This is a genomic window from Chitinophaga pollutisoli, from assembly GCF_038396755.1.
Classification (GTDB): domain Bacteria; phylum Bacteroidota; class Bacteroidia; order Chitinophagales; family Chitinophagaceae; genus Chitinophaga; species Chitinophaga pollutisoli.
Genome location: NZ_CP149822.1, coordinates 4,080,207 through 4,096,654 on the forward strand (window position 1 = coordinate 4,080,207; position 16,448 = coordinate 4,096,654).

General features: G+C 52.2%; 14 protein-coding genes. 9 read left to right on the forward strand and 5 right to left on the reverse strand.

Annotated elements, in window-relative coordinates:
• The first annotated feature begins 17 nt into the window (after positions 1-17).
• The 3 genes from WJU16_RS17110 (at position 18) to WJU16_RS17120 (ending at position 4,259) form a co-directional block, all read left to right on the forward strand.
• Entirely contained in the window at positions 18-1,463 is a 1,446-nt protein-coding gene (locus WJU16_RS17110) for an NADH-quinone oxidoreductase subunit M (protein ID WP_341834676.1), read from the forward strand.
• 29 nt (positions 1,464-1,492) lie between these two features.
• Complete coding sequence (locus tag WJU16_RS17115; protein WP_341834677.1) at positions 1,493-2,857, forward strand: NADH-quinone oxidoreductase subunit N; 1,365 nt, start codon at positions 1,493-1,495, stop codon at positions 2,855-2,857.
• Positions 2,858-2,978: 121 nt separating this feature from the next.
• Entirely contained in the window at positions 2,979-4,259 is a 1,281-nt protein-coding gene (locus tag WJU16_RS17120; RefSeq protein ID WP_341834678.1) for an ABC transporter permease, read from the forward strand.
• A 77-nt stretch (positions 4,260-4,336) separates the two neighbouring features.
• Here WJU16_RS17120 and rplI read toward each other — a convergent pair whose 3' ends face one another.
• From rplI to rpsF, 3 genes are read right to left on the reverse strand one after another with little or no spacing between them, the layout of a single operon-like run.
• The gene (rplI, locus tag WJU16_RS17125; RefSeq protein WP_341834679.1) at positions 4,337-4,783 is read right to left on the reverse strand and encodes a 50S ribosomal protein L9; all 447 of its coding nucleotides are present in this window, start codon (positions 4,781-4,783) and stop codon (positions 4,337-4,339) included.
• A 6-nt stretch (positions 4,784-4,789) separates the two neighbouring features.
• Positions 4,790-5,056: a 30S ribosomal protein S18 gene (gene rpsR / locus WJU16_RS17130; RefSeq protein WP_074240327.1), complete on the reverse strand. Its 267-nt coding sequence runs from the start codon at positions 5,054-5,056 to the stop codon at positions 4,790-4,792.
• 4 nt (positions 5,057-5,060) lie between these two features.
• Positions 5,061-5,414: a 30S ribosomal protein S6 gene (gene rpsF, locus WJU16_RS17135; protein ID WP_109699931.1), complete on the reverse strand. Its 354-nt coding sequence runs from the start codon at positions 5,412-5,414 to the stop codon at positions 5,061-5,063.
• 256 nt (positions 5,415-5,670) lie between these two features.
• Here rpsF and htpG point away from each other — a divergent pair, with 256 nt between their 5' ends.
• The 4 genes from htpG to WJU16_RS17155 all read left to right on the forward strand — a co-directional run bounded on the left by htpG (position 5,671) and on the right by WJU16_RS17155 (position 9,609).
• The gene (gene htpG, locus WJU16_RS17140) at positions 5,671-7,491 is read left to right on the forward strand and encodes a molecular chaperone HtpG (RefSeq protein WP_341834680.1); all 1,821 of its coding nucleotides are present in this window, start codon (positions 5,671-5,673) and stop codon (positions 7,489-7,491) included.
• A 249-nt stretch (positions 7,492-7,740) separates the two neighbouring features.
• Entirely contained in the window at positions 7,741-8,184 is a 444-nt protein-coding gene (locus WJU16_RS17145) for a hypothetical protein (protein WP_341834681.1), read from the forward strand.
• On the forward strand, positions 8,142-8,540 hold the full coding sequence (locus WJU16_RS17150; RefSeq protein WP_341834682.1) for a prolyl oligopeptidase family serine peptidase: 399 nt from the start codon (positions 8,142-8,144) through the stop codon (positions 8,538-8,540). Before WJU16_RS17145 ends, WJU16_RS17150 begins: the two co-directional genes overlap by 43 nt.
• Positions 8,541-8,817: 277 nt before the next feature.
• Positions 8,818-9,609, forward strand: a complete 792-nt coding sequence (locus WJU16_RS17155; protein WP_341834683.1) for an alpha/beta hydrolase-fold protein — start codon at positions 8,818-8,820, stop codon at positions 9,607-9,609.
• A 61-nt stretch (positions 9,610-9,670) separates the two neighbouring features.
• Here WJU16_RS17155 and recJ read toward each other — a convergent pair whose 3' ends face one another.
• Both recJ and WJU16_RS17165 read right to left on the reverse strand, forming a co-directional pair.
• Complete coding sequence (gene recJ / locus WJU16_RS17160) at positions 9,671-11,380, reverse strand: single-stranded-DNA-specific exonuclease RecJ (RefSeq protein ID WP_341834684.1); 1,710 nt, start codon at positions 11,378-11,380, stop codon at positions 9,671-9,673.
• A gap of 117 nt (positions 11,381-11,497) precedes the next feature.
• Positions 11,498-12,463 carry a polyprenyl synthetase family protein gene (locus tag WJU16_RS17165; RefSeq protein WP_341834685.1) on the reverse strand — a complete coding sequence of 322 codons (966 nt, stop codon included), beginning with the start codon at positions 12,461-12,463 and terminating at the stop codon, positions 11,498-11,500.
• A 419-nt stretch (positions 12,464-12,882) separates the two neighbouring features.
• Here WJU16_RS17165 and WJU16_RS17170 point away from each other — a divergent pair, with 419 nt between their 5' ends.
• On the forward strand, positions 12,883-14,250 hold the full coding sequence (locus tag WJU16_RS17170) for an OmpA family protein (protein ID WP_341834686.1): 1,368 nt from the start codon (positions 12,883-12,885) through the stop codon (positions 14,248-14,250).
• A gap of 202 nt (positions 14,251-14,452) precedes the next feature.
• Complete coding sequence (locus tag WJU16_RS17175; protein WP_341834687.1) at positions 14,453-16,420, forward strand: KUP/HAK/KT family potassium transporter; 1,968 nt, start codon at positions 14,453-14,455, stop codon at positions 16,418-16,420.
• The last annotated feature ends 28 nt before the right edge of the window (positions 16,421-16,448 follow it).

The window sequence follows — 16,448 nt, forward strand, 5'->3', positions numbered from 1 at the left end:
CGGATTAAGAAAAAGATATGTTGACAGTATTACTCATATTGATTCCTTTGGTGACGGGCCTGATTACATTCGGACTCAGCGGCCGCGGCGCCAAAGTACTCAGCCTGGTATCCTCGCTGGCCACGCTGGCCGTTGCCCTGGCTGCATGGTCCCAATTCCGGACGGCTCCCGAAGCCCTCAGCTTCACCGCCGAATGGATCCCGCAACTGAACAGCCAGCTTAATTTCGGGCTCGACGGCCTGAGCCTGATGCTCGTGCTGCTCACCACGATTTCCTTCCCGCTCATCTTTATCACCGTATTCAGCCGCAACTATGAAAAAGCAGGCGCATTTTACGGCCTGATGCTGCTTTCGCAGGCGGGCATGCTCGGCGTGTTCCTCACTTATGACGCGTTGCTGTTTTACGTGTTCTGGGAGCTGGCCCTCATCCCGGTGTATTTCCTCTGCTCCATGTGGGGTGGTGAGAAAGCCATCCCGGTGACGTTCAAATTCTTCGTCTACACCTTCGCCGGATCCCTGCTCATGCTGGTCGGCATTATTTATATTTATTTCCAGACCGAAGGATCTTTCAGCTGGCAGGCATTCACCAGCCTCAGCCTCAGCAACAGCGAGCAAAGCTGGCTGTTCTGGCTCTTCTTTGTGGCGTTCGCCATCAAGATGCCGGTTTTCCCCTTCCACACCTGGCAGCCCGACACCTACGAGCAATCGCCCACCGCCGTTACCATGGTGCTGAGCGGTATCATGGTGAAGATGGGCCTGTTCGGCGTGATGCGCTGGCTGATGCCTGTGCTCCCGCAAGGTGCGTACATGTGGCAGGAAGCCGCCATCCTCCTCAGCGTGATTGGCATCATCTACGCCAGCTGCATTGCCATTATGCAATCCGACCTGAAGAAACTGATCGCGTATTCCTCCATCGCCCACATCGGGCTGATGAGCGCCGCGATCTTCGCCAATAACGAGCAAAGCCTTGCCGGCGTACAGGTGCAGATGTTCAACCACGGCATCAATATCATCGGTCTCTGGATCATCATCGAAGTGATCGAGCAGCGCCTCGGTACTAAAAACATGCAACAGCTCGGAGGCATCGCCGCCGTGGCGCCGAAACTGTCGATCCTGCTCGTGATCATCAGTCTCGCCAACATCGCCCTGCCGCTGACCAACGGGTTCATCGGCGAATTCCTGATGTTCAGCGGGCTGTTCCAGCACAACGTCTGGTTCGCCGCCGTTTCCGCGATCGCCATCATCCTGGCGGCCGTGTACATGCTGCGGATGCTGCAGAAAGTGCTGTTCGGCGAAGCCAATGCGCTCACATCCACCACTTCCGACCTGAAAGGCGGGGAGATGCTGGCGCTGGTGTGTATCACCGCCATGATCTTTGTGCTGGGCTTCTATCCGAAACCGCTGCTGGAACTCGTTTCCGGTTCCGGTATTCAAAACACCGTAGCCGCACTAACCGGACGTTGATTTAATAAATGATTCTGTAACGTTAAGATATGAACGCATTAATTACGACTGCTGTATTTGGTATTATTCTGATGTTCGTGGGACTGGTTGTCAAACAGAGGCAGTATATCAAATATGTTGCGATCGCCGGCACGGTGCTCGCCTTCATCGCCAACCTGCTCGACGCGCAGAGCGGATACGGTGTGCTGCACGGCATGGTGGAAGTTAGTTCCTTTTCCGTGCTGTTCAACGCCGTAGCGATTGCCGCCACTGCGCTGTATTTTCTGCTGTGCGGCAGCGCATTCGAAAAGGTGGGCGAAGATGTGGCCGATTACTTCGCGCTGATCTTTTTCATCCTGGCCGGGATCATGCTCACGGGTGCATACAGCAACCTGCTGATGCTGTTCCTCGCGATCGAGATCATTTCCATTCCCCAGTATATCCTGGCGGGCGCGGATAAAAAGAACCTGAAAAGCAACGAAGCTTCGCTGAAATACTTCCTGATGGGCTCTTTCACCACGGGTATCCTCCTCATGGGGATCGCCCTGGTATATGGCGCCACCGGTACTTTCGACATCCGCGAGATGGGCCTGGGCACCGGGGAATTGAGCCCCCTGGCACTGTGCGGTATCACGCTGCTGGGCTTCTCCCTGGCATTCAAAGTGTCCGCCGCTCCTTTCCACTTCTGGACCCCTGACGTGTACGATGGTTCTCCCACCGTGTTCACCGCGTTCATGGCCACCATCGTGAAAGCCGCCAGCTTCATCGCTTTTATGCGCCTGTTCCACGTCAGCTTCTCCGGAGGCAACGTAAGCGGCCACTGGCAGCTGATCCTCGCCATCATCACCGCCGCCACCCTCATCCTCGGTAACCTGACGGCCGTGTTCCAGCAAAGCGTGAAACGCATGCTAGCGTACTCCAGTATTGCGCAGGCGGGCTTCATGTTGTTTGCCATCGTTTCGCACAACGAAATGGCCAACCAGGGCCTCATCCTGTACTCCGCTGCCTACAGCGTGGCCACCATCGGGGTATTCGCGATCCTGCTCAAACTGAACGACTATACATTCGACGGTTTCAACGGTCTTGCCCGCAGGCAGCCGCTCGTAGCCGTGGTGTGCGCCATATTCCTCTTCTCGCTGGCGGGTATTCCCCTGACCGCCGGTTTCTTCGCGAAATATTTCGTGCTGAGCGCGGCCATTCAGCAGGGAGATCTGCTCTGGCTGGTGATTATCGGCGTGCTTTGCGCCGCGGTGAGCGCCTACTACTATTTCCGCGTGATCATCGCCATGTACTTCAAACCGGGGGAGGCGGACGCGGAGGGTGTTACCCCGGGCTTCAAGGCCCTGCTGGTAATTGCCGCGGCCATCGTGATCGTGCTGGGCATCTTCCCCAACCTGCTTCTCCAGTACCTGTAAAGGGAAACAATATTTGTTGGAAACGGCAAGGCCAGGTGGCCTTGCCGTTTTTTTATAGCAAATCTGTAGGAGTATAGTCCTACAGATGAGAGAAAACCGTTAACTTTAGTCAACGGTCGTTATGCGTACAAAAGATATTTTCTCCCTCGCCCTGCGCTCCGTGAGCGCCAACCGCCTCCGGGCGGGCCTTACCGTGACGGTGATCGCATTCGGGATCATGGCGCTTGTGAGTATCCTCACGGTGATCGACGCGTTGCAATACAAGATTTACGATAGCTTCGCCAGCATGGGTGCCAACGGTTTCTCTATCCGGAACCGTGAAATGCGTATCCGTATGGGAGGCGGCGGTGGCGCCGTCAGCGGTAATTCCAGGGGGCAGAAGCGCCGGGTACGCACGTCCAACCAAAATAAAGTCATCACTTTTGGCGAGGCGATGGCATTCAAGCAGAAGTACGACTTTCCGTCTTCGGTAGGATTGCTGTTCCGCGCCGGCGGAGGTATGACCGTTTACCGGGAGAATTTCAAGACCAATCCCAATATCCAGGTGATCGGGGGGGACGAAAGTTACCTGCAACTCAACAATTATACACTGCAATACGGGCGCAACTTTACCAAATCGGATATTGAATCCGGGCGGAATGTGGCGATTTTGGGATGGGATGTGGCCAAAACGCTGTTCGGGGAATTTCCTGAGCGGGCCCTGAACACCAACGTGCGGTTGGGAAATGTGCGGTACCGGGTGATAGGGATATTGGAGAGCAAGGGCAGCAGTAATATGTTTAGCGCCGACAATGTGGTGATAACGACTGTAACCAGCACCCGGCGCGTATTCAACCGGCCATGGGCCTCGTACCAGATCAACGTGAATGTCGACGATATCAAGTTGATGGATGAAGCGATAGGAGAGGCCACAGGCGTTTTCCGCGTCATCCGGAAGATGGATGCCAACGAAGAGAATAACTTTTATATCAGCCGTAGCGACAGTATCGCGGAGATGCTTTTCCGGCAGTTGGGAATGGTGACGGCAGCGGCTACGGTGATCGGGATTATCACGTTGGTGGGGTCTGCGATCGGTTTGATGAATATCATGTTGGTATCGGTCGCGGAGCGGACGCGGGAGATCGGGGTGAATAAAGCCCTCGGCGCCACGGCTCCCACCATCCGGCTGCAGTTCGTTTTCGAATCGGTGATTATTAGCTTGTTGGGCGGTTTGCTCGGCGTGATCCTGGGCATTTTGGTAGGAAACGGTGTGGCCAGCTTGATGGGCTCCACTTTCTTTATCCCCTGGGGCTGGACGATGGGCGGCATTGCGGCCTGCGCGGTGGTGGGCCTGATTTCCGGCATTTATCCGGCAGTGAAGGCGTCGCGGCTCGATCCGATCGTGGCGTTGCGGTACGAATAACGTAATTATTGAATAATAGAAGCATAAAAAAAGCTGCACCCGATGGATGCAGCTTTTTTAATATGGTGATCAGGCGATTACTCGGATACCACTTCGAATTCCAGTTCGGTTTCGCTTCCTTTACCGAAATCGAGGCGGGCTTTGTAAAGACCCAGTTCTTTCACATCACCGAGGATATGGATACGACGACGGTCGATCTCATAACCTTTTTGTTCTTTAATCGCGCGGGCGATCTGAACGCCGGTAACAGAACCGAAGATTTTACCGGAGGTGCCGGTTTTCGCGCCGATTTTAACGGGAGCGGCTTTCAGCACTTCTACCACTTTAGCGATTTCAGCGAGCATTTTCTCTTCTTTCACTTTCTGCACTTTCAGGCGCTCGTTCAGTTGCTTCAGGTTAGACTCGCTGGCCTCTACGGCGAACTTTTGAGGGATCAGGAAATTCCTGGCGTAACCGTTCTTAACGGCTACCAGTTCATTCTTCTGGCCCAGATTGTCTACGTCTTGTATTAAGATTACTTGCATTGTTTCTTACTTTAAAAGGTCAGTAACATAAGGCAACAGCGCCATTTGACGTGCTTTCTTGATAGCCTCGGCCACCTTGCGCTGGAATTTCAGCGAGTTGCCGCTGATACGACGGGGGAGCATCTTGCCCTGGTCGTTCAGGAACTTTTTCAGAAACTCGGCATCTTTGTAATCTACATACTTGATACCCAATTTCTTGAAGCGGCAGTATTTTTTCTGGCGCTTCTCTTGCTTAACCGCGGTTAAGTACTTGATCTCTTGTTTAACTGCCATAACTTTAAGCTTCTGCGGGTTTAGGTTCAGCATCATAGTTACCTTTCTTCCGGGTGTTGTACGCTACCGCGTGCTTGTCCAGTTTGGTAAACATGTAACGCAATACATTTTCATCGCGGTTCAGCTGGATCTTCAGCTTCTCATTGAAGTCGGATGGCGCAGTGTACTCCAGCACCAGGTACATGCCCGTGGTTTTCTTCTGGATCGGGTACGCCAGTGATCTCAGGCCCCAGGGATTTTCGTGCACAATTGCGCCGCCGTTGTCTTTCACCAGGTCAGCGAATTTTTTCTGGGCAGCTTTGTAGTCTTCCTCAGAAAGCACAGGGGTAAAGATCACCATCAATTCGTAGTTTGACATAATTTTCCCTTGTTAGTGATTTAAAATTAAAATGGATTGCAAAGATAAAGGGTTTTTTTGGATTCCAGCGCGCTGCTGGTGCGATTTTCCGCGATTTTTCCTCCCCACAGCCCCAACTGTCGCAGGTTTGCGCCAGAGCTTCCGCAACACACTGAAAATCAATGCCTGTTTTTAAGTTTGACGGTCAACTTGTCAGTCCACCCGCCCATGGCACACCCTTTGAATACCTTCATCCGTCTAAAAAACTGATAAACATATGCAGAAAGGTGCTATACGTGTACAAACGGAGAACATTTTCCCCATCATCAAAAAATTCCTCTATTCCGATCACGACATTTTCCTGCGCGAACTGGTCAGCAACGCGGTGGACGCCACCCAGAAGCTCAAAACCCTGGCCAGCGTAGGCGAATTCAAAGGAGAAACCGGCGACATCGCCATTACCGTTTCCCTCGACAAAGACAAAAAAAACATCACGATCTCCGACCGCGGCGTAGGCATGACCGCCGAAGAAGTCGACAAATACATCAATCAGGTCGCTTTTTCCGGCGCGGAAGAGTTCGTGAAAAAATATAAAGGCCAGGGCGAAGGCGCCAACATCATCGGCCACTTCGGCCTCGGCTTCTACTCCTCCTTCATGGTATCTTCCCAGGTGGAAATTTTTACCAAATCCTGGCGCCCCGACGCCAAGGCCGTTCGATGGGAATGCGACGGCAGCCCGGAATACCAGCTCGAAGAAACCGAAAAAGAAACCCGCGGAACCGATATCGTATTGCATATCAACGAAGAAAGCGAAGAATTCCTCGACGAGCACCGCATCCGTACCATCCTCGAAAAATTCTGCCGCTTCCTCCCCGTTCCCATCCAGTTCCAGGGAGAACAAATCAACAATACCACACCGGCATGGGTGAAAAAGCCTTCGGAGCTGACCTCCGACAATTACCAGGCCTTCTACAAAGAGCTGTACCCCTTCGCGGAGCCGCCCCTGTTCTGGATTCACCTCAACGTGGATTATCCCTTCAACCTCACCGGCATCCTGTATTTCCCCAAGATCACGAAGACTTACGAGATCCAGAAAGATAAGATCAGCCTGTATTCCAACCAGGTGTTCGTGACCGATGAGGTGAAAAACATCGTGCCCGAGTTCCTCATGCTGCTCCATGGCGTGATCGACTCCCCGGATATTCCCCTGAATGTAAGCCGCAGCTACCTCCAGGGCGATCCTAACGTAAAGAAAATCAACGCGCATATCACCAAAAAAGTTGCCGACAAGCTGGACGAAATGTTCCGGACCGACCGGAAGTCTTTCGAGGAAAAATGGGAACACATCGCCCTGTTCGTGAAATACGGGATGATGACCGAAGATAAGTTCCTCGACAAAGCCAGCAAGTTCCATCTCCTGGAAGATATCGACGGCGTTTTCTATACCCTCGAAGAATACCGCACCGCGGCTGCCGGTCTGCAAACCAACAAGGAAGGCAAACTGGTGATCCTCTACGCCACCAATCCCGTTCAGCAGGATAGTTATATTTCCGCCGCCAAGGCGAGGGGATATAAAGTTGTGAAGATGGAAACGATGGTAGACGCAGGTTTCATCAACCAGATGGAACTCAAATGGGAAAACGTTGTGTTCACCCGCGTGGATGCCGACATCACCGATAACCTCATCAACCCCGGTTCCGCCGCCCAAAGCGTGTTGAGCGAAGAGCAGGAAGGCAAGCTGAAAGACCTTTTCGGTAAACAGGTGCCCCTTGCCGGCGTGAAAGTGGAGCTGAAAGGCCTCGGCGAGCAGGACCAGCCCGTGATCGTGACCCGCGGCGAACTGATGCGCCGGATGAAAGACATGGCCGCAATGGGCGGATCGGCCGCGAGCTGGTATGCCGGCATGCCCGACGAAATCACCATGACCGTCAACGCCAATCATCCCATCTATCAGCGCATCCTCGGCGAAGGCGACGGATCATTGCAGGAGAAACAGGTGCGCAACCTGGCCGATCTTGCACTGCTCTCCCAGGGCCTCCTGACCGGCGCGGATCTCACGGCTTTCGTGAACCGGAGTGTGGAGCTGATGGAGAAATAAAACATCATGCTATATATAACTGAAAAGCAAAGCGCTCCGGTGCTTTGCTTTTTTTATGCCATCTGGTGAAGCGCAGGTTTGCGGGGAATGAACGTGTTGGGAATGATGCAGATACTTTTGAATATTAGCATCTTTCGTAAGTTATGATTATGTATTATTTGTTGGCCGAAAAATGCTGCCATAGCGGGTTTTGTGGTATGGAAGTTGTTTTACCGGAAACAGAGAAACCATAATTTAACCATATCCGACATGACTAACTTCACGACATTCCGAAAGTTTTGCGCGCTGGCGTGCGTGGCCCTTGCGATGAGTTGCAGCCGCGAAAATGAGGCGATCATTCCTGCCGCACCGGTAGAAAAACCTGGCGCGGAAACGGCGCCACCACCCGCCAGCAGCACCCGCCTGACCACAGGCGTAACCGCGCAAAAAGTGAGAAGCCCTAAGCAAATCACTGATTTCCTTCGTCAGCTGCCGGCTACGTATAATGACAATCCGAACAAGAAATGGCCGGTCATTATTTTCCTCCATGGCGTTGGTGAGCGCGGTAACGATATCAACATGGTAAAACGTGCCGGGCTGGCGGCCCATGCGGCCAAAGACGCCAACTTTCCATTTATTGTAATTTCTCCCCAGTGCAAAACCGCCAGTTGGTGGGACGTGCCCAGTTTGAAGTCCTCTACAGCCAGGTGCTGAAGGATTATAACGTGGATTCTTCGCGGATCTATTTGACGGGCCTGAGCATGGGCGGGTATGGCACCTGGAGCTGGGTGTTGAACAAACCGGAGCGCTTTGCCGCGGTGGTACCCATCTGCGGGGAGGGTACTCCTTCAAAAGCTTGTGTGTTAAAGAGCAAACCGGTGTGGGTTTTCCACAATGCAGACGACCCTACCGTTCCTGTCAAAGGCTCCCGGGATATGGTGAATGCCATCCGGAATTGCGGCGGAACCCTGGTTAAATACACGGAAAATGCGACCGGCGGACATAACGCCTGGACGAAAGCATATAGTGATCCCGCACTGTATACGTGGTTAAATCAACAGAAGAAATAGCGGAAAAAACCCGTTTTTAATCCCGCGCGCCTCCCGGCCGCGGGATTTTTTTGGCATTGCAGAGATGTCCACTCCGTTTAAATCAGAATTGGCGAGTAGTGCTGAAAGGGTTGTATATTATTTATTAAAATGAATTAGAAATATGTTAAATTTATAACGAAACCTTTTGCCATGGCGGGTTTTATGGCATATAAGTAGTATTTCCCGGAGGAAATAATGCAGTATTTTAGCGGTTCCTAAACTTATGAAAAGTAAAATGAATTTAAGATTAGTTTTAATGTTAGCCTGGACGACGTTTATTTTAAGTTGTAGCAGCGAAAAAGACACCGACGTAACCCCTGCCCCCGCTCCCGGAAGCGGTCAGGAAGAAGGCCCTGGAACGGGTACACCACCGGAAACCCCCAAGCCTTCCGTTCCCTTGCCTACCGGCGTAACTGCGCAGAAGGTTAAGAATCCGAAAGAGATTACTGATTTCCTTGTTCAGTTGCCCGCTACTTACAATGACGATCCAAACAAAAAGTGGCCGGTGATATTCTTCCTTCATGGCATGGGAGAACGGGGTGACGACATCAACATCATCAAGCGCGCCTCACTGGCGGCGATCGCGGCCAAAGACGCGAATTTCCCCTACATCCTTATTTCGCCGCAATGCAAAACTCCCAGCTGGTGGAATATTCCGAGCCTGGAAGTACTCCACGCCCAGGTGATGAGCGATTACAAGGTGGACCCTTCCCGTATATACCTCACGGGATTGAGCATGGGCGGCTTTGGTGCCTGGACCTGGGCGCAGACAAAGCCGGAGCGTTTCGCTGCCGTGGTGCCCATCTGCGGAGAAGGTACGCCTGCAAGTGCCTGCGTCTTGAAAGACAAGCCGTTGTGGGTTTTCCATAACGCAGACGACCCTACCGTTCCCGTGAAAGGATCGCAGGATATGGTCAAGGCGCTCAGGGATTGCGGCAGCACCCTGGTGAAGTACACGGAAAATGAATCCGGCGGACACGACGCGTGGACAAAAGCCTACAGCGATCCGGCCTTGTTTACGTGGCTGAACCAGCAGTCGAAAAAATAGGTGTACGGCAAATGAATGTAACGGACCCCGCGGCCTTTGGCCCGCGGGGTTTTTCGTGCCATCAGGCGTAGGCGGCGGGCCGTATGTCGATGGCTTTTAGCTGTAGGGTGGTGTTGCCGTTCCATTCGTTTTCTTCCACCGTAAACACCATGTCAAAAGGTTTTTTACCGGCGATGAAGTCGAATTTGTCGGCCATGTAGAAGCCAATGCCTGAAAACGGGGTGCCGTTGCGCTGGCGGACGGAGAGCTTGATGTGCTCGTCTTTCACGATGCGGGAAAACCCGGTATCGGTGAGGTTACGGGCCAGGAATACGGGGCGCAGGTTTTCGGGGCCCAGCGGTTCGAACTGGCGGAGGATATTATAGAAAGCGGGTGTGAGGTCGGAAAGCCACACTTCGGAGTCGATGACGATTTCGGGAATGAGGAGGTCGGGGCTGATGGTAGCGGATACCACGGCCTCGAAGCGCTCCTGGAAGGCCGGGACGTTCTCGGGTTTGAGGGTCATGCCCGCGGCGTAGAAGTGCCCGCCGTAATTTTCCAGCAGGTCTTTGCACTGGTGGATGGCTTCGTACACGTTGAACCCTGATACGGAGCGCGCGGAGCCAGCCACTTTGTCGTTGCTCTGGGTGAGGATGATGGTGGGCCGGTAATAATATTTATCGATGAGCCGCGATGCTACGATACCCACTACGCCTTTGTGCCAGTGCGGCTGGAAGAGGACGGTGGACTTCCGCGCGATCATGCCGGCGTCGTTTTGGATGATGCTCACGGCCTCCTGGGTGATGCTCATGTCGATCCCTTTGCGTTCCTGGTTGTCGCCATGGAGCATTTCAGCGATGGCGAGGGCTTTCTCATCATCTTTTTCCATGAAGAGGTTAACGGCTTTGCGGGCGTCGTCCATCCTTCCGGCAGCGTTCACGCGCGGGGCGATCACGAATACGAGGTTGGACGTGGTGAGTTTTTCCTTCAGGTTGCTGAGGGTGAGAAGGGCTTTGATACCGGGCGAAGGCACTTCGTTGACCTGTTTGAGGCCGTGGAATGCGAGCACGCGGTTTTCGCCGGTCATAGGTACGATATCGGCCGCTATGCTGGTGGCAACCAGGTCGAGGTACTGGTATACATCGGCCATGGGAATGCCTTTTTTCTGGGCGAGGGCGCTGATGAGTTTAAATCCGATCCCGCAGCCGGAGAGCTCCTTGTAAGGGTAGGGACAGCCCTCCTGCTTGGGATTGAGTATAGCAACGGCCGGCGGCAGGATGGCATCGGGAAGGTGGTGGTCGCAGATGATGAAATCGATACCGATTTCCGCGGCGTGTGCGATATAATCGATGGATTTGATGCCGCAGTCGAGCGCGATGACCAGGCCGAATTCATTGTCGCGCGCGTATTCGATGCCTTGCATGGAGATGCCGTAACCTTCCCTGTAGCGGTGTGGGATATAAAATTCGATATTGTCGTACAGTTGTTGGAGGAAGCCGTACACGGTGGCGACGGCGGTGGTGCCGTCCACATCGTAATCGCCGTACACGAGGATTTTTTCGCGGCGGAAGAATGCTTCTTCGATGCGGGAAACTGCTTTGTCCATGTCCTTCATCAGCCAGGGATCGTGGAGATCGTCCAGCGACGGCCTGAAGAAATGGCGGGCTTCTTCAAATTTCAGGATCCCTCTTTGTACCAGTAAGCGGCATAGTATGGGATGGATTTTTAAAGCTGCCTGGAGCTGTTGCTCCTGTGATGGTTGATATTTCTTTACTGTCCAGCGTTTCTGCATGCAATTGTATTATAGGGGAAGCATCCCGTGGATCTGGCAGATCCGGTTGTAATATAATGATGATTGCCGTATTTCTGCCAAATGCGGGAAATTCTCCGAAAAAAGGAGAAAGTGGAACTAGAATTTGCGATCTGTGGTGAAGCGTACGAGGGATTCCAGTCCTTTCCTTATGTCGTTATCGGGGAAAGTGTGGAGAATGGCGAGGGCTTCGTCGCGGTACTGGAACATTTTTTCGCGGGTGTATTCGATGCCGCCGCTTTCGTTGACCATGGCGATGACTTCGTTGACGCGCTCCTTATCTTTATTATGATTTTTTACAATGTTGATGATTTTCCTCCTTTTTTCGGGGGAAGCGTGCTGGAGGGTGTAGATGAGGGGGAGGGTCATTTTCTTTTCCCGGATATCGATGCCGGTGGGTTTGCCAATATTAGCGGTGCCGTAATCGAAGAGGTCGTCTTTGATTTGGAAGGCGACGCCGACTTTTTCGCCGAAGAGGCGCATTTGTTCGGTGGTGTGTTCATCAGCCGTGGTGCTCCAGGCGCCGGCTGCGCAGGCGGAGGCGAGGAGGGAGGCGGTTTTGCGGCGGATGATTTCGAAATAGATATCTTCCTTGATATCGAGTTTGCGGGTTTTTTCGATCTGGAGAAGTTCTCCTTCCGACATTTCCTTCACGGCCTGGGAGAGGATTTCGAGGCTGCGGAATTCTTTATTGGAAACGGAAAGGAGGAGGCCTTTGGAGAGGAGGTAATCCCCGACCAGGACAGCTATCTTGTTCTTCCACAGTGCGTTGATGGAGAAGAAGCCGCGGCGTTCAAGGGAGTCGTCCACCACATCGTCGTGCACGAGGGTGGCGGTATGGAGCAATTCTACCAGTGCAGCTGCGCGGTAGGTGTTTTCATTGATGCTTTCGGCGAACAGCCTTGCGGAGAGGAGCACGAACATCGGCCGAATCTGTTTGCCCTTTCGTTTTACGATGTAGTGCATGATCCGGTCCAGCAGGGGAACATGACTTTTTACGGCCTCTGCAAACTTTCCTTCGAAATCGTGTAATTCCTTCCCAATCAGTTGTTTAATTTCCTCCATGCTATTAATAAAAAGGTACGCTAAGCTAGGCCTAAAATCGGACATTTTGCAAATTTGGCCCCGAATTTGTATACATTAGCTGGATGTTCCTTAAATTAGCGTTTAATTTTGAAGCACTTATCAATGCAAATAAAATCGCAAGAAAAATTTGTATATTCATTTAGGATTTTTACCTTTGCTTGGTAAAAAACGCGTTAATTGTAAAATCTTTAACAGTTTTTAAATAAAAAACAATTATGGCAAGCAAAAAGTACTTACTACTGGCAGGTGCAATGTCCGCTCTGGCTGCATCTCCTGGTTTTGCGCAGGTTAAGCCCACATATGATGCCCTGGACTCCTCAAAAGTTTCGGCTAAGAATATGGCGCAATTCAACAGCTTCAGAAACAACCAGTCTGACTACCCCGCAAAACCCCGTAGCATGTGGGAACTCGGTTTCCATGGTGGCTACCACTTCATTCAAGGCGACGTATCCGCTCTGCCTGGTTTCGGTGGCGGTATCTCTCTGAGAAAAGCCCTCGGCCACACGTTCTCCGTGAGAGCTGAATATACCGGTTCTTTCGATTACGGTCTGGATTATCAGCTGAAACCGACGATCGCTGCTGGTGGCATCAACCCCTGGGGCGCAACTGCAGCAGCTAACGGTGGCAGAATCGTTCCCAACTACAAAACCGCAACGCACCAGGTATCTCTGGACTTCATCGCTTCCCTCAGCAACATCCTGTTCTACAAGGCGCAGCCTAAAGTTAACTGGTATGTACTGGGTGGTTATGGCCTGATGCTGGCAGACGTTGACGTTGACGCTTTGAACGAAAGCGGTGCAGCTTACAACTATTCTTCGATCGACTTTAGTCGTAAGAAAAAAGACATCCGTAAAGACCTGAAGGATTTCTACGATCGTAAATACGAGCAAAACGCTCCGAACCAGGGTAACCGCGTTCAGATCGGCCGTAAAGACGAGAACCAACTCCTCCGTCACGCTCTGAACGTAGGTACTGGTATCGCCTTCAAAGTGTCCAAACGCTTTAACATCGGTATCGAAGAAAAAATCACCCTGCCCTTCGACGACTATCTGGACGGTTACACCGCCGGTGCGTACGACAAGAGCAATGATTTCCTGTCTTACACCAGCGTTCGCCTGAACTTCAACCTGGGTAATCCCAACAAACGCGTTGAACCCCTCTGGTGGGTTAATCCCCTGGATTTCGCCTACAACGAGCTCAACAGCCCCCGTCGTATGAAACTGCCGGCTCCCGTACTGCCTGACGCTGATGGCGACGGTGTTACCGACCAGTTCGACCGCGAACCCAACACTCCCGCTGGTGCTCCTGTTGACACGCATGGTGTAGCAAAAGACACTGACGGCGACGGCGTTCCTGACTACAAAGACAAACAACTCATCACTCCGACCTACTGCTTCCCTGTTGACGCTGACGGTGTAGGCAAATGCCCGGATCCTGAGTGCTGCAAAAACCGCGTTGAAGTAACCTGCGCAACCCTGGTATTCCCCAGCGTTTCCTTCAAAGGTTCTACTACCAAGGTTTCTTCTGAAAACGAAGCTATCCTGAGCAGCGTGGCTAACACCCTCCGTTCCAACCCCTCCTGCAACATCCTGGTTACCGGCCACGCTGGTGCCAAAGGCAAGAAAGGTGGTGTTGACCTGAGCAGCCGCCGCGTTGACGCAGTGATCGACTACCTCGCTGAAAAACAAGGTATCGACCGCGGTCGCTTCATCAAACAAAACACTCCTGGCGACGCTGGTACCGTGGATCTGAATCCCGCTAACTAATACCTCGCCAAGGTAAATAACGAAAAGAGGCTGCCTGCTCGGGCAGCCTCTTTTTTTATGGCCGTTTCCCCATTATTTTTTCGCCGCCGTGAACCCCCGGGACCCCATCCCCGTTTTATTTACAACGCGTTTTTTTACTTCTTGCAAATCCTGATTATTTATCACTAAATTTGGCCAGCCTAAACTTCATATCGTATTTAGCGTGGTAAAAGATTTCAATAAAGCTACCCTAGCCGGCATCATCGTTGCGCTGGGTATCATCTACGGCGATATCGGTACTTCTCCGCTCTACGTATTCAAAGCCATTGTCGGAACCAACCAAATCGATGAACTACTCGTCATCGGTGGTATCTCCTGCATCATCTGGACCCTCACCCTCCAAACCACTGTCAAATATGTTATCCTCACCCTCAAGGCGGACAACAAAGGAGAAGGTGGGATATTCTCCCTCTACGCCCTCGTACGGCGGCATGGCAAATGGACCGTCATCTTCGGCATGATCGGAGGGGCGGCGCTGCTTGCCGACGGTATTATCACACCACCCATCACCGTTACCTCGGCCGTGGAAGGTCTGCGCACACTGCCTGTTTTCAAGGACCTCGGCACCAATACAATTGTAGAAATCGTTGTGCTGATTATTTCCGGGCTGTTTTTCATGCAACAGTTCGGCACAAAATCCATTGGCAAACTCTTCGGCCCGATCATGGTCATCTGGTTCGGTATGCTTGCCATCCTGGGGATTATGCACATTGCTGACGACCTCTCCGTACTGAAAGCCTTCAACCCCTATTACGCGGTTAAGCTCCTGTTGCAATATCCGCACGGGTTCCTGCTGCTGGGGGCGGTATTCCTATGTACCACCGGGGCCGAGGCCCTCTATTCCGACCTTGGGCACGTGGGCCGCGGCAATATCCGCGTTTCCTGGATCTGGGTGAAAGCATCCCTCATCCTCAACTACCTCGGGCAAGGTGCATGGCTCCTTACTCAGGAAGGCAAAACCCTCAACGGCGAAAACCCGTTCTTCCTCATTATGCCCGAAGGATTCGTGATTTACGGGGTGCTCATCGCCACCATCGCATCCATTATTGCATCGCAGGCCCTCATTTCAGGCTCTTTCACCCTGATCTCGGAAGCCATGCGCCTTAACCTATGGCCCAAACTCAAAATCAATTATCCTACCGAACAGCGGGGGCAGCTTTATATACCCGGCATTAATCTGATGCTCTTTGTTGGTTGTATATCTATTGTGCTGATTTTCAAAGAGTCATCGAAAATGGAAGCCGCTTATGGCCTGTCCATAACGCTCTGCATGCTGATGACTTCCTGCCTGTTTGCGTTTTATTTATATACCAGGCGTGTGAAACTGTGGTGGATAGGCATTTACCTCGCCGTATATCTGACCATCGAATTTTCATTCCTGTTTGCCAACCTTCAGAAATTTACGCATGGAGGCTACGTTACAGTGATCGTGGGCGGTGCGCTGTTCCTCGTCATGTACGCCTGGTTCCGTTCCCGCAAGATCAAAAACCGGTATGTGGAATTCGTGCGGCTCGAAGATTACCTGCCGATATTACAGGAGCTCAGCAACGACTCTTCCATCCCGAAATACGCCACACACCTCGTATACATGAGCAGTGCCGACAATCCCAAGGAAATCGAGCATAAAATCATCTATTCCATCCTCAACAAAAAGCCCAAACGGGCCGATATTTACTGGTTCGTGCATGTGGATGTGGTAGATGAGCCCTATATGAGCGAATACACCGTGCAAACCATCATCCCCAACGAAGTGATCCGCGTGGAATTCCGGCTGGGCTTTAGGGTGGAACAGCGCATCAACCTCATGTTCAGAATGGTTGTGGAAGACATGGTGCGCAACAAGGAAGTGAACATCACCAGCCGATATGAATCGCTCAGCAAAAACAATGTGGTAGGTGATTTCCAGTTTATAGTGATGGAGAAGTTCCTGTCGCACGACAACGATCTGCCCCTGCACGAGCGAATTATCATGCGGTTGTATTTCATGCTCAAAAAGATCGGTTTGTCGGAAGAGCGGGGGTTTGGCCTGGATTCCAGTTATGTGACCATCGAGAAATTCCCGTTGGTGGTGGCGCCTGTCACCAATCTACAGCTGAAAAGAGTGGCTGACCGGTATAGATTTGAGGACTGACGGTTTGCATCGATGAGAAGCGAGTCTT